This window comes from Psychrobacter sp. AOP5-GZ1-6 (assembly GCF_052376345.1).
Lineage (GTDB): Bacteria > Pseudomonadota > Gammaproteobacteria > Pseudomonadales > Moraxellaceae > Psychrobacter.
Window position 1 is genome coordinate 1 of sequence record NZ_JBQSVP010000019.1, and the last position, 15,224, is coordinate 15,224.

General features: G+C 42.1%; 9 protein-coding genes and 1 pseudogene. All 10 read right to left on the minus strand.

The window, feature by feature from the left end; all coding sequences use genetic code 11:
• Window positions 1–673 (minus strand): hypothetical protein (locus ACT3RN_RS04305; protein WP_444518507.1); only part of this gene is annotated, 673 nt, incomplete at its 3' end.
• A 113-nt stretch (window positions 674–786) separates the two neighbouring features.
• Window positions 787–888: pseudogene (locus ACT3RN_RS04310) on the minus strand (DUF2256 domain-containing protein); the annotation flags it as partial.
• Between the two features lie 86 nt (window positions 889–974).
• The gene (locus ACT3RN_RS04315) at window positions 975–2,741 is read right to left on the minus strand and encodes a WG repeat-containing protein (protein WP_192518254.1); all 1,767 of its coding nucleotides are present in this window, start codon (window positions 2,739–2,741) and stop codon (window positions 975–977) included.
• Between the two features lie 86 nt (window positions 2,742–2,827).
• A complete protein-coding gene (locus tag ACT3RN_RS04320; protein ID WP_192518267.1) occupies window positions 2,828–2,965 on the minus strand; it encodes a DUF2256 domain-containing protein in 138 nt (45 codons plus the stop codon).
• 15 nt (window positions 2,966–2,980) lie between these two features.
• Window positions 2,981–4,192, minus strand: a complete 1,212-nt coding sequence (locus tag ACT3RN_RS04325) for a M48 family metallopeptidase (protein WP_192518253.1) — start codon at window positions 4,190–4,192, stop codon at window positions 2,981–2,983.
• 32 nt (window positions 4,193–4,224) lie between these two features.
• Window positions 4,225–5,409 carry a YjgN family protein gene (locus ACT3RN_RS04330; protein WP_192518252.1) on the minus strand — a complete coding sequence of 395 codons (1,185 nt, stop codon included), beginning with the start codon at window positions 5,407–5,409 and terminating at the stop codon, window positions 4,225–4,227.
• Between the two features lie 532 nt (window positions 5,410–5,941).
• Window positions 5,942–6,094 carry a DUF2256 domain-containing protein gene (locus ACT3RN_RS04335; protein WP_192518251.1) on the minus strand — a complete coding sequence of 51 codons (153 nt, stop codon included), beginning with the start codon at window positions 6,092–6,094 and terminating at the stop codon, window positions 5,942–5,944.
• Window positions 6,095–6,146: 52 nt separating this feature from the next.
• On the minus strand, window positions 6,147–6,308 hold the full coding sequence (locus ACT3RN_RS04340) for a DUF2256 domain-containing protein (RefSeq protein ID WP_192518250.1): 162 nt from the start codon (window positions 6,306–6,308) through the stop codon (window positions 6,147–6,149).
• A 51-nt stretch (window positions 6,309–6,359) separates the two neighbouring features.
• A complete protein-coding gene (locus ACT3RN_RS04345) occupies window positions 6,360–12,545 on the minus strand; it encodes a DNA repair ATPase (protein ID WP_192991695.1) in 6,186 nt (2,061 codons plus the stop codon).
• Between the two features lie 411 nt (window positions 12,546–12,956).
• A complete protein-coding gene (locus ACT3RN_RS04350; protein WP_192518248.1) occupies window positions 12,957–15,035 on the minus strand; it encodes a flotillin family protein in 2,079 nt (692 codons plus the stop codon).
• Window positions 15,036–15,224 lie beyond the last annotated feature (189 nt).

Sequence of the window (15,224 nt, forward strand, 5' to 3'; positions counted from 1 at the left end):
TATATAACCATGCACCTCTATTAATTTTTTCAAAACTGTCTGGTAAAGCAGCGACAATCACATGGCCCATATTAAATAAAGGAACTACATCTGCATCAAGATTGGTAGATTGATAAAGATAAAATTCAGAACTGTCTTTCATTTTTACGATAATTTTAACAGTTTTAGCAAAATCCTTAGTACCAACGCATTGGTGAAAATGATATCTTTTTACATCCGCTAAAGATATGCTATGCAACTTATTACCTAGCGTAAAATCTAATTGACCCTCTTGTATTTGAACATTACCTTGCTTTATCCAATTGATATTTTTAAAAATAGTCTGAGGCTTTTCAATTAGCTGTGCTAAAAATATAACAGTGATTATTAAGATAATTAATACAGGTAGAACGGTTTCGAAAGCAAACATTAAGTAAAGCCCAAACGGAAAACTACTAATTATTAAAACAGAAGCAACTATAGTGACAATACGTTTTAAACTTGAGCGAGCATACGAAAAATTTATTTCATAAACCCAGCCCTTTTGAACAATTTCCTGATGATTATCAAACTGTATAGTTTGATACTCTCTTTTTTTGGGATGATTTTTTGACTTTCCTTTGGAATTATTTGCGAACTGTCTTCGGTTTTTCTTATTATGCTTCCGATGTTTTCTTTGTTTATATCTTTTCATTACTCTCGGTCTTTTCTAGTAGAGTACTCTTAACTGTAACAGTGTCGCTATCTTCAGTCTTTCGCAAAATTGGATTAGAACATATAGTGGTGTTGGACTATATTAACTTCAGCTCAATCTGATTTTACTTTTATCCGACGACACTTCTCCGAACAATAAATCACCTGCTCCCAGTCTTTCTCTCACTTCTTGCGCCACGTAAACGGGCGCTGGCAGACGGGGCAGGTTTACTTTTTATATACCATGACTGTCCTTTTGTTATATAGCGCTAGGCAAGGAATATTGTTTGATCAGTACAAAATCAATCTATCGTTTCTTCTACTACTTCCTCTGCTACGTCCATACTACCCCACGATTCAAAGATGATATTACCTTGCTTATCGATCTGTCTAGAATGCATATTATACTCTTCAGAGTTGCACGAAATAGTATTGGCCTCGTCATCAAAGCAGTCATCAACCTGAATGGTTCCGTGACTGAATGGCGGAAGTATTCTGTCAAACATATAGGGAATAACCAAATCCCCTTGCAGATTGGTAAATCCCCACTTATCCTTCTTCTTGACACCGAACATTCCTTCCGAGACTCGAGAAACATTGTCATACTCTACTGGTAAGACGATACTGCCTTGACTATTAATGATACCAAATTTCATATCGGCTTCATCTCTGTCACCTAAATAATAAATATAAAACTCATCATCGTTACTATCATTTGATAATGATTGCTGTAGTTCTTCAGCTATTGTTGTATTATCATCTACTTCTACATGTTTTTTGGCTACTATCGCATAACCATCTTTAAACTCACTGATCGCCTCATACTCAAAAGGCACAATTTGGTTGTCTTGAAAATCAATCACCCCCCATCTACCATTTAACTTAACCGCAGCGAGCCCTCCATGAAAATATCTATTGTCCTCATAGTGCAAGGGTATAACCTCCTCGCCTACAGTATTAATATAGCCCCAAAGCGTTGATTGATTCTCTTGAGAGGATTGCTGTTTATGATTACCAACCATCGCCAGTCCTTCCGAAAAATCATAAGCCTCATCGTAATCAACCATCATCAATGAATCAGAGCTATCTAAATAACCCCATTTACCATCAAGTTTTACACGGGTAGGTCCTTCCAAAGAGTTTGCGATATAATCAAATTTTAGCGGCGTTATTAGGTTATTTATGCCATGTATGCCATATTTACCGTTTTTAGAAACTTTAAAAGTATTTTCACTGATAATTTCTACATCATCGAACTCAGTAGGAACTATAATATTGCCTCTTTTATCTATTGCGCCTACTTTTCCATTTTTGGTAATGGATAGCCAGTTCTCGTTAGTCCATTGATTATCTGAATAAAAGCCATTATACATTGTAAATTCGAACTCAACGGGTTGTATCATATTGCCCTGATAGTCATAAATACCCACTTTGTCGTCATTAGACACGAATAAAATATCATTTGCTCGACGAATATCATCAAATTGCGCTGGTATGATAATCTTACCTGCCTGATTTATAGCACCTTGTTTACCGTCTAATCCAAAGATGGCGATAACATTTTCATTTAGTCGTGGATAACCAAAGCCATACACTATGCTATCGAACTGAGGTTGGATAACGATATCTCCCTTGGTGTTTATATATCCCCATTTATCATCTTGCTTAAATTCTGCTAACCCTACTGGGGTAAAATTCCATGCTTCTTGAAAATCAAATTCGGCTATTTTATGATTTGCCATGTCGATTAGCACCCACTTATCCACTTTTTTTACCAGCGCTCTACTTTGGATGAACTCTACTGGTGAATCATATTCAAATGGTATTACCGCAACCCCCTGTCGGTTGACAGCGCCGTACTTCTCTGTTGAGAGTTGCTGCGCAGGAGCAAGCTCATTACTAAACGAGCATAGCCAGTTAAAGCTAATATCTTCGGGTAGCTCATATCCCTGGTTTAACTCACAACCAAAGTTGGCATGAGCTTGAGACAGGCTTATTAATACCACAATAGCAAGAAAACTTTTGATGATTTGATTAATAAAAGAAAAGTGCGTAAAAGAGAGCGACATAGTTTTTATGTTCCGTTACAATTTTTAGTAGCGTTCATTGATTGGTTAAAATTGAATTAATCAAGGTTATACAATGTACTGTTAACTCAATCTGATTTATTTTTCCCTCGCCAACACCGCTCAGAACAACAAAAAACCTGCTCCCACTTCTTACGCGATGTAAATAGGCGCTGGCAGACGGGGCAGGTTTTTTGCGGTAGGTTTATTCTTTTACGTACCCTGATTAGTTTTTACGTTTTTCATTCGCAAACCTTTAACCCTTGCTCAAAGCACTTGCTATATTTTTCTGCCATTTGAATCCGTAACTGGGTATTAGGATGGGTCGATAAGAAGTCAGACAACCTCTCTCCTTCAACCTCTTCAGCTTTTTCATTATCGACTTTTTCATTGCTAACTTTATCTTCATCGTCATGCTCATGCGTAGCGTCATCGACGTCTGTTGTAGCGCTTATCGTCTTCGAATAGTCTTCCATCCGGCTCAGGATATCCACAAAAGCTTGCGGATCGATACCGATCTCAAGCATCTTGTTAAAGGCAAACTCATCTGCTTCAGTTTCGTATTGACGTGAGTAATGGCTTGATACCAGTGCAGTCCCTAGCCCCGTAGCAATTTCACTGATGCCGTCTGGGTTGCCTAATACCAGTATGACAATCATAGTCGTTAATGAGTTTTGAGTGAGCATCTCTAAGCCGTGACGCTCCACAACGTGGCCCATCTCGTGCAATAGCACAGCATCTATCTCATCATCATTTTTGCTTAACTCTACAAACTTATCTGTCAGGACGATATCACCCGATGGCAGTGCAAAAGCATTGGGCAAACTCGATCCATTGATGTTCATATCCCTAAAATGAATCTGATAATGAATTCTGTCATCACCGCCAAAGCGTTCAAGGCGTGTCTCAAATCGTGATTGAATATCCTGCTGTTCAGCGTCACTTATCTTAGTAGGCTGTAAAAAATAACTATCTACAAACTTTAATGACTTTTTGCCAATAAAGTCGCCTGTTGCTTGTGGTAAAGCATGTGCGACCGTTTGACTGGTCCAAGGAATGCCCCATTTGAAAAAACTAAGCACAAAAATAATCGTCAAAACCAGCATCGTTAATACACTGGTCATTTTTGTTTCATGACGATGTAAAAATAAATTCCATTTTGAACCTGTACTGCTACCTTGATGACTACTGATAAAGTTATCAATAGCATCATTATCGTGAGTCGTAAATAGTGATCCATCAGCGAGTGTAAGCTTACGCTCAGTATTGCCTAGGCGGTCACTGATCGCAACTTGCGACCACTGACCACTGATATTCTGACTACGCTCAAATCCACTCCTAGTCTCATTAGATACAATATCTACCTCGTATCTCGTTTTAGTGACTGTCAGTTGCGCGGTATATTGCACCGAGCTGTCTTTGGGATACCATTTGCCTGATATTGAATTCATCATTAATACTCTCACTGTATCCACTAGTGTCTGGCTTAGATTGCAATGTCTATATCGATATCTAAGACATCACCAATCTCTTCACCAATAGCAGACTGCTCTTGCTCTTTTTGGGTCAAATAACTATTGATATCTATATCCGAGGCTTCTATCCAAGAGTTACTCGCGATATAACGAGCCACACGGACTTTTGCCCAAGGTAATGCTAAACCAGCAGTAAATAAAACCATTAGCATATTTGTCACTAAGATATAAAAGTAGCGTTTAGCAGCAACGGTTGACCTAAAACTGATGGCTTTATCTAACGTGGTGTTTTCAAATATATACTGGCGTTGACGGCTAAATGAATAGGCGGTAGCGAATAAAAACGTAGCAATAAAACCAAAATATATAACTAAGAAGCCAACCACGAATAATGGACTTGCCTCTGCGTTTTCAATATCGTTAGAAATACTACCAAGATCAAACCCACCTGATATGGTAGCTGCGAATATTAAGCCTGAAAGTATTGATAGAACAATCAAACAGCCAATAATGATGAGTATTTTCTTAAGTTGAATTTTTACAAACTTTGAAGTATTGATATTGATGAAAAAATCACCTTGGCCAAATTTTGTATTACCAATCTGATATTCAGCTGCTTTTTTAGTGAACAGCCCTATGACAAAGACACCTATCGCTATCGCTGCGATTATACCTACTAAAAATATCATGAAGGCAAAGATTACGTTAAGACCTTCATCTAATTTTGACATTGGCAATATGCTGCCAAAGAAAAGCAACAACATTGCTAAATAACCCAATATAGGGATAAGCATAAAAATAATATAGGCTGGTTTTAGGTTACCGTTGAAGCTAAAGCGCACGTTACTAAAGCTGGTCATGCGCATATTAAACTTTAGGCTGCGCATGATAATCCAAGGAATAAAAGCAAATAAAACAATGGGTAAAATTGCACCAATAGTAGGCAAAACAGAGCCTACAATCTGTAAAGCAAATAATATAAACACACCGATTAAATAGCCCAGAAATAATTGCTTTCCTGTTGCATGGTAATCAAAATATCGATCTGCATATTCAGTATTCGCATAAAAATATCGGCGCGTACGTACTTTCGCCCAAGGATAATAAATCCCTATAGTGACAATGCACAATAAAACATTAACGATCCATATTTTAAAATACTCTGTTCCGTCACCTTTAAACTGTATTTGTTTCATCCTATCCCTAAAGCCTTATAAAATTTTGGTGAATGTTTATTTTAAACAAGTTGAATTAAGTGCATTTTTGCACTATTAATAAATAACGGAAAATTTAAAAAAGCATTATAGATTATAAGTTTAGTAACTTCGAGGACTTTATAAAATTTTGTTGATTAATTTTTAATATGAGGTGATTTTTAAAGAAAGGACGATGAAATACAATTAATTTATCGTTTTGGATTCATCAAATAAGACTGTTTATGCTGGGCTGTATCTTTAATTCACTCGATAACCTTCTAAATATAGTTATTCCACTATAGTCGATCCACTATAAGATAAGTACAGCGATACGAGTTACATTTTGCGCAGCCTCTGTCTGCTGCGTAGGCACCGCAAGCAAGAAAAATGTAACCTGTATCGCGTGGTTGTATCTTTTTTATTTAGGACTGGCTATATAAAAGTATAGGGTCTGTTGAACATTCAAATATTAGGACTGCTGATCGCTAAAATCGCATCAAACTAGGCGTAAACCGACGATAATGTCGAGACCTTAGCTAGGTTTATCTTTATCTCTCCCTCGCCGACACCGCTCAGAACAATAAATCACCTGCTCCCAGTCTTTCTCCCATTTCTTGCGCCACGTAAACGGGCGCTGGCAGACGGGGCAGGTTTTTTGCGGTAGGTTTACTTTTTTATGTGCCATCGTCTGCTCCCTTATCTTTATCTTTCCAAATTTTTATGACCAAACCTGAGCCTTATTGATGATGCTCGACACCCTCATACTTCTTAACTCGGCGGCACTGGTCTGAGCAATAAACCATATTGTCCCAGTTTTTATCCAACTTCTTTGTCCAGCTAAACTCGCGCTCACAAACTGGACATTCTTTTTTGCGGACGTTCTTCTTTTTGTGCGCCATAGCTTTCTCATTGGTTTGTTTACTACATTAGTCACTGGTCACTATAGCCTACTAATCATAGTCATCAAATATTTTGTTTAGACGATTGAGACTGTTGACGATTAGCTTGCCAGATTGATCAGTACTGGTATCAATCGCCAGCTTCTCATCCATACGCATCGTCAATGGCGCCAGTGCTTCTTTGAGAGCATTTGCCATCAGTGCAGTCTGCTGCTGCACATTAGGTATATCGTTCTCTGCTAGCTGATTAGCATTTACCTGATTGTCATTATTGCCAACCAAGCTATCTGCCATTTTTTGCGCCAGTTGCTCCACCGCATTGACCAGCTGCACCATAAGCTGTTTTTGTACATATTGGTTTTGCTTGAGATGCTCGCCTTCGGCTTTATGATCATGCTTATAGATTTGTATCAGCTGGCTCATACTCTTCTCAAAGCCATTGTCGATGCTGTCGCTGACCACTTTGGCATTGTTAATGACGCTATCGGCGAGGACTTTTTGTGCTTCTATCTGCGCCTCAATCTGAGTGTCTAACTGCGCTTGTTGCTCTGCTGCGCGTAAGCGAGCGATTTTCTCTGGGTCATTTTTGGATAAGTAGGTTTCAAACTGGCTACTGATGGCATTGAAGCCACTGGCCAAGTCAACCAGTTGGGCGACGATACGCGCACCTGTATCACCATCTTCACCGCCCATGGCTTTGTTACGTAAGAAGTCCGCTTTGATCTGCTCCCAACGCGCTTTTTCTTCTTCGCTCAAGGTGCCGCGCATCTCACCGAGTTTAAGTAAGTTGCTCTCCGCGCCTTGGGTCAATAGCTGCGACTCGCCCAAATAGTGATCATCTATTAGCTGGTTCAGCTCACTTTCGTTCATGACCGCCGACAGCTTTTCGGTCATCTTGTTCATATTACGATAACTGCCTTGCAGCTTAAATATCGGCTCAACACGGTACTTATCATCTTGTGAAGCAGAGGCAATATAGGCCTGATTGACGTCCAAAATAACCGATTGCACAGCAAACATATGACGCAAGATTGCGACAATTTCATTAATCTCTGAAGTACTATACGGATAGGTCAACTCGCTGCTTTGTGCTTGGGCAAGGTTAGCATTGTCCGCTTTTGCTATTTTAATCAAACGATGTACATCGCTTAAATCACGGTTGGCCATTGGTGCAAGTACCGTATTAGAAGTCAGCGAGTTTTCGATATAACTGAGGGCAAACACCTCTTCCATACCGCTCATGATATCGCCTAAGTTGTAGATATCGGCACGGTTGGCCAGCATATCAGGCACTTTAAATGCCTCACCGCTTTCGGTATATGGGTTACCTGCCATGACCACGCAAAACTTTTTACCACGCATGTCATAGGTTTTGGTTTTACCTTGCCAGACGCCATCGATACGGCGTGTGCCATCACCCAATGAGATAAATTTTTGCAAAAACTCCGCATGCGTATGCTGAATATCATCGAGATAGAGCATGACGTTATTGCCCATCTCAAAAGCTAAGTTGATTTTATTCAGCTCTTCTCGGGCAGTCGCATTCGGGGCTTTTTCGGGATCTAATGAGGTGACATCGTGACCGAGCGATGGACAGTTAATCTTCATAAAGATTAAGCCCAAACGATTTGCCACATACTCCATCAAGGTCGTCTTACCATACCCTGGTGGCGATATCATCATGAGAATACCCATCAAATCGGTACGCTTATCTTCACCGACCGTACCCATCTGTTTGGCGAGGTTGTCACCAATAAGTGGCAAATAGCTCTCATTAATCAGGCGGTTACGTACAAATGAGGACAACGGACGCGGCATGAACTCATCTAGTCGCAACGTCTCTTTTGAATCATGCAAAATCTCTGAGCGCATGGCTAGATAACGTCTATAGGCAGGGATAACTTGAGTATCATGATGATGCAGACGATTTAAGAAGTCGTCGACGGCAAAGGTTAGAGTCTGCTGATGAATGCGTGGATGCTCACCTAGCAAGTTATTCACCTGAATCTCAAGCGATACCTTGCCGGTACTACGCTCAAAGCTTTGCACTTGATTGAGCGGGTTGTTAATACTGGTCAATGATGTAGTCGATGAAACTGGCGATGAGCTGATTGAAGAAAATGACAAGGCCGATGGTGTTCCACTTGCGCCTTGATTATCTATTTTTTTACTACCTTGCCCTTTATTAAAAGCCCCTTTATCAAAGCTAGCACCTGATTCAATAAGGCGCTGCACCAAAGCTTCACGTTGGGCATCGTTCAATTGAGTGAGTAATACAGCAATCGCCTCCGGCACATAATGACGGCCACTTTCTAGCTGCTGTTTGCGTAACGCTTCTTTTGCTGCAATCTTGGCCAGCTGCTCTTCACTGAGCTCGCCGTCTTCATCGGTACCATCCGCTGCTGCATTGGCCGAGTCAGTATCACCGTAAGTCTTATCAAGTAACGCATGAAACCATGTGGTCAAGAGCTCATAGGCTGATTTTGGCTGAAAACCGAGCTTGCCGATTGAGGATTGTAATTGATCAAAACTGGCAGTCGCTTGCATACTCGCTGATGAAGCGCTTAGTGTTTGGCTTAGCTGCTCACACAACTGCTGCGCTTGTTGGCTGGTTTGCCAGTGTATTTTATACGTACTGGCATTAGGGGTGACCGCTTGCATTGACTGCCCCATGACACTAACCAGATACTCACAGGCCAGTTGCACATAGCTTGGTTTAAAGATACTAGCACTGTAATCGTCACTTATATTTTCATCTGTTTCTATAGTCAGCTCTTTAACAGTTTCATCACTACTGTCGTCGTTATAGGTGCTCACAAAATCACGCATCACTTGAGCCATGTCTTCGACCAATAGCGATTTGGCCTTATCACTACCCAATGCACGGCGTAGCTGCTCGGCGGTCGCGGCTCGATCTGTCCAGTTACTCGCGCGCGTCAGTACAGACTCACTCAGCCAAGCGTCGTAACCGAACTGGCGTAAGCTGTCTAAGCCAAGCGCTTGTACGATATTGAGCTGCCAATAAAACAACTGCGCCAATGCTCGTACTTGTGGGGTATAAATCAGCAGCCCTGCCTCACGTAGCGTCGGCAATATCTGCATCAGTAATAACGTCGCATCATGATCATGAATGCCTTTGTCATAACCTAGCTGATAGCGAGGGGTGGCGTACGCTTTGACCAATTTGGACAACGGACTGTCATTATCAATATCACCATTAACATCGAGGGTAATGATGGTCGCATCGTATGCTTGATATAAACGCTCTTCGGTTAAGCCGTCCTGACTGTTTTTGGCGCTCTCAATGATGCTGTATGCCAAATACTCAGCGCGGTATACCTTGTCAGACTCAGAAGCGATATTCATGTCCCAATACGGACGCAAAGCGTTCAGCTCAGCATTATTGAGCACTTCATAATAGTCTGTGCCCGTTAGATGCAGGTTTAATACACGTGTGCCATCTGACTGCTGACGGCTCAGTAAAGTCAAATCCAATGGCTGAGTATTGACCGAAAAACGGTGCTTGCCCAGTTTGATGATCTGACCACCATCTTCAAACAAATCCGACTTGTCTTTTAGACTCTTATAACTCTCGATTTGAATGGCTTTTAGGCGAGCGTCGATGTCATCTGCTTTGACGCTAAAGTCCATCGCTTGTAACTCTTTTGCGATGTTACGGACTTTTTGTACCAGACCATCAGCCGCAAAATACGTATTGAGCGCTTCTTCCTCGGTAAATCCTGTGACGCCAGTGCTTTGTGTCCGCTTTTTGATACTTTCGAGCATTCGTAGCGCGCCATCACCTAAGTTTTGCGCTTTACGGTTACGAGCATCGAGCAATTGCTGCTTATGGTTTTCAAAAGTCTCATAAATCTCTTCACGCTTACTGATGATATCGGCTAAAAACTGATCGCCGCTGTTGGTCTCTGGATCAGCGAACTGGCTTTCTAATTCTTCTAACTGTACTAGCAGCTTTGCCATTTGCTCATCTGATTTTTCAGGGGTATTGGCAATAGATAACGCATTGGCAATCGACTGACCAAACAGCTTAAACTGCGCACCAAATTGCGCCACAGCCTCAGCCGAGCCTAAGTTTTTACGCTTATGATTAAGCTTGGCTTTGCTCTGGTTTAGGCTGGCATAAATGGTCGATATGTCGTCGATAATTTGCGTACGCACCGTGGCATCGGCTACGTCCAGTGTGCCTAGCAGCTCAGTTAGTAGATCCAAACCTTGCGCGGTCTCGTCGATTTTCTCTAGTACTGGCTTTAGCTCCGCATTGGTTTCAGCGGTGTTTAAGCGCTCACTGACATCAACCAATATGCCTTCGTAGCTTGATAGTGCCTCTTCACCACTCAAAAATAGCACGGTCTTTTCAGCCAACTCGCTCTCGGCTTCTTCTAACTGCGTCTGCAATGCTTGTAGTTTATCGGCATCTAAATAACGCAAATCCTCCAAACTAACCAAGCGGCCTTTTTGGCGTCTTAATGCGGACAACTGTTCGACATAATCGCTGGCAGACTCAAAGCTAGTGATGCGTATCTGCCGCAAAATCTCACTTTGCTGTGTATCGGCATCGCTTAATGCGGTTTGGGTTTGCTTTTGGATGCTTTGTACTTTAGCGAACTCGTCAATGACCAGTTCAGCCGTGGCCGTCACTTCTTTAATACTGCTGGCGACTTCGCTCAGTTCAGGCTCAGACAACCAGTAATAGCTGTCAAAGAGTCGGCTGGTATTATTGGTCAGCTCTTCATAGAGCTTTTGTGACACGCTTTGATTATCAATCAGGCGCGTGATGCTATACAGATCCGAGATGCCGCGTACCAGCTCTTTATTGCCAATTTTGCCATAAAAACTGGTGCTCTCAGGCAACTCGCTTACATATTCAGGTGAGGCATAAGGCGTGTGCCATATCTGCATCGGATGAATGCGAGATGGCTCGCTTTGGTCGCTAAACAGCACCAAACGCCCATCTTCTGCCAACGCCATACCGTTACAGTAAATAGGGTTTGCCAATTGCTTTTTAATCAAGTTATAAGGAAACAGACCCGTGACGCCCAAGTCTCTGTCATAGAATAAGAATAGAACGTCTTCTCCATTTGGCGATACAATTTTACGCTTAAAGCGCAGGTCGGTAGCGCCAACATTATTGGCCTCGAACAGCTTATACTCACCGGTCTGTAGGTAATAACCACCCGGAAACATAATGCCATGGTCTTCTGGTAGCTGGACACACGACTGTCCAATCGCATCCAACCGCATAACCGCTTCAGTCAAAGTGTTATAAACAAAATAACGGTAGTCCTCTTCACGGTAAGGCAATATTTTGAGCAGTATTAGACTGCCGACTTTGGCATAAGCAATTTCAGCATCCGTCAGCGATTGGGTGCGATCATTGACCGGTTCGCTATAAATCCCCTGGCCGGACTGCGTATTGTCCTCAATTTTGATGGTCAGATCGCCACCGACCGTTTCCACAAATATCGTATCCAAGATATTCATATGTGGGTATTTGCCATTGATCATCTGATCACGGGTGGTCTCAATCCAGTCGAAATCATAAGCAGGTGGCAACTCGATATCACGCTCGCCTCGATTATCCACATAAGCGACTTGCGCCGACTCTGGCGTACCTTGACTAAAATCTAATGCGAAACGGAACACTCGAATATCAGTGATGCGCTCACCAATCTGAAACGCCAACAGTAGCTTGCTGTCTTTCACTGTTATTTGAATCAGGCGCGTTTGCTTGTAATAGCGATATAACTCATTGAAGTCTTGGACAAAGGCATCTTGATCTAAAAAGGTACCCTTTAAATCGACTTCTTCGAGCTGATACTCTTCTTCGTTACCAGCTGGCTCGTTCAGACGATATAGCGACAATACATCCTTAATATTGCTCGCACGCTTGAGTCCCATAAAGACGTTATAACCAAATAGCAGATAATCACCAACCTGCACCATATCCTGCGCCACACAATTGTGCTCGGTACGAATACGAGTACGGGCGATGACTTGCATCTGGGTGCTGCCAAACTCTTCGAGACGCGCATTATTTAGCGTCGCAGTCTGCTGCTCTAAACGGCTACCTTGCTCCGTTAGACGTTTTTTGATGAGCTCATAAGCATTGCCTGAAGCAACTGCCTGATCGGTTTGGTTTGCTTGATTAGCATTATTATTGTCGTTGCTATTATCGTTGTTGCTATCTGAGTTCTTTGAAGTTTGCGTATCCGCCATCGTTACTCGTCCGTTTCTGTTTTTACATAATATAGTCAATCCTTTATAAAAGAGCTACAGCGTTAACCTCGCTTAAAGTATCACATATACATCTGCACTCGGTTGCCTTGTATCTCTTTTAAACTGAATCCACTATAAGAGAATTTTGGGCAATAAAGGATCATTGAAAGTAAAGAAGCACTTGGCTAATCTAAGAAAACGAGTCGTCACTGCTGTTTTTTTAGATTAGCCAACTCATCGTTATTCATCGTTCTGAATCACCGTGAGTTAGCCAAAAAAATCTGCCGCCTAAACGACAGATTTTGAATTTCAGAGAATATTACTTATTTATACTGTTCGATAAAAACTTGCTTATTGGTAAAAAACTTACTCACTAATACTTACCCGTTAAGACTAGGCATTTAAACCCTATTAGTAAGTCGTTTTATCATCATTTTGCTGGTTAGATTTCATAGCTTGACTGGCCATCACGCCATTGATGATACCGCTCAATGTGTCTGACTTACCCGCTAAGCCATCAATGGCTTTACCGATAGACAGTGACTTGGCAAAGTTGTCAAAGAAATGCGCTTCGCCGCCAACAATATCGATTTTGGCTTTCTGTAGCGCCACTGCCAATACTTCAGCATTTTCTTTCGCAATCTCTTTACCAGCGTCAATAGAGGCAAGCGCTTCTTGCAAGGCAGTTTCAAGCCCCATGCGGAACTCTTCGTGCTCACGTGCTTCTTTGCTCATGCTACCCATGGCATTGAATTTTTCGACCAGACCATCTGCTTCGGCTTGGAAGTGCGCGCGAGTAACTTCGGCTTTTGCCAATCCAACTTCGCGTTCTGCTTTGGCACTAGACTCACCGCGAGCTGCAATGATTTCAGCATCGGCCATGCCTTTTTCGCGCTCAGCTCTGGCGGTAGATTCACCGCGAGCTGCGATGATTTCTGCGTCTACCATACCGATATCACGCTCAGCTTTTGCCTTAGACTCGCCGCGAGCAGCGATAACTTCGGCATCTGCCATGCCTTTTTCACGTTCTGATTGCGCTTCGGCTTGTCCTGTCGCTTTGATGATGTTGGCTTTAGCAATGCCTTCTTTTTCAAGCGATGAAGCCTTGGCTTCTTGAATAGCGGCTTCGGCGAAACCATGTGCCGACTCTTCTGCTTTGATACCTTCGGCCATTTTAATTTTGGCTTCTGAATCTTTGGCTGATGCTTCAAGATTAGCGGCAGCAAGCGTCGTAATCTCAACAGCTTTGTGCTTAGCAGACAACTCTTCTGCTTCGGCTTTTTTGACCTGACGTACTTTGAGCTCTTCGGCATCGGCTTCGGCTGCTAAGACGCGTGTTTGCTTATTTCGATCCGCTTCGCTAACTTCTCGAACTTCTTTGATACGCTCTTCTTCTTGCGCAACGGTTTTGTCCACTGCGATACGTTCACGAATGACGTTAGCGATTTCTTTTTTCTCAAGCTCAATCGCGCGTTCAGCTTCGATACGTTGCAAGTCAACTTCACGCTCACGAGAGACGATTTCTAAATCACGAGCACGCGTGACTTTTTCTTCTTCGATCACGACTGCACGCAGACGATTCTGTCCAGCCACTTCTATTTCACGCTGCTGATTCTCACGCTGAATGGCCAAGTCTTGCTCAACCGTGATAATAGCGGTTTCAGACTTTTTACGCTCTTCTTCTTCAATTTTGCGAGTTTCGGCAGTTTCGCGTGCAATCACTGACGAGATTTCACGCTTCTGCTTAGCTTCTGCATCAGCTTGTTGACGCTCAAGCTCAAGCATGGCTTCAACAGTTTCAACATTTTTCTTCTTAACCGCTAGCTCTTCATCACGCTCAAGTTCATTAGTAATAACATTTTGCGTAGCCGTCAACTGGGTAATCTTTTTGATACCTTCAGAATCCAAGATATTGCTTGAATCTAATGATACTTTTGGCGTTTGCTCCAGATAGTCAATCGCAACATCTTCTAGGACATAACCATTTAGATCATTACCAATTTCTTTGACAATGCTGTCACGAAACTCGCTGCGATTTTCGAACAGTTTGACAAAATCAATCTGTTTACCAACGGTTTTTAATGCTTCAGAGAACTTTGCATTAAACAGCTCATTAACAGCGACTTTATCTGATGCTCTATCTACCCCAACCGATTTGGCGACTTTTAGCACATCTTCTTCGGTTTCATTGACGCGTAAATAAAATGCCACGGTAATATCAGCACGCATGTTGTCTGCGCAAATCAAACCTTCTTTACCGCGTCTGTCCACTTCTAATGTGATGAGCGATATGCGCATCAATTCTTTTTTATTGATAACTGGCCAAACAAAACCACCATCAAAACGTACAGCTATTTTACTAACGCCGTTAATAATCAGCGCTTTACCCTGCTCAACCTTTACATAAAAGGCTTTGAGCATCAGCAGCGCTGCCATGACGAAAACAAACGCCAGCACAACCACCACGCCGACGATAATGAGTATGTCCATATTCATTCCTTTAATTAAAACATTCTACAATCAATTCCATGTAAATCAGATACGGTGGCAAGCATGCTAAGCCTAGTGTTTACCGTGCTTTTTATAGCACGTGCGCTCTGCAGCCCTGCTAATCACCGTCACTATATCTGAGTCACTTTGAACCGACTATAACCAAATTTAAAACTGTTAGGTGCTATT

Bases quoted from the DNA above. Each gene is read 5' to 3' on its own strand.
- ACT3RN_RS04315 (WP_192518254.1), bottom strand. From the start codon at position 2,741: ATGTCGCTCTCTTTTACGCACTTTTCTTTTATTAATCAAATCATCAAA.
- ACT3RN_RS04325 (WP_192518253.1), bottom strand. From the start codon at position 4,192: ATGATGAATTCAATATCAGGCAAATGGTATCCCAAAGACAGCTCGGTG.
- ACT3RN_RS04330 (WP_192518252.1), bottom strand. From the start codon at position 5,409: ATGAAACAAATACAGTTTAAAGGTGACGGAACAGAGTATTTTAAAATA.
- ACT3RN_RS04335 (WP_192518251.1), bottom strand. From the start codon at position 6,094: ATGGCACATAAAAAAGTAAACCTACCGCAAAAAACCTGCCCCGTCTGC.
- ACT3RN_RS04340 (WP_192518250.1), bottom strand. From the start codon at position 6,308: ATGGCGCACAAAAAGAAGAACGTCCGCAAAAAAGAATGTCCAGTTTGT.
- ACT3RN_RS04345 (WP_192991695.1), bottom strand. From the start codon at position 12,545: ATGGCGGATACGCAAACTTCAAAGAACTCAGATAGCAACAACGATAAT.
- ACT3RN_RS04350 (WP_192518248.1), bottom strand. From the start codon at position 15,035: ATGGACATACTCATTATCGTCGGCGTGGTGGTTGTGCTGGCGTTTGTT.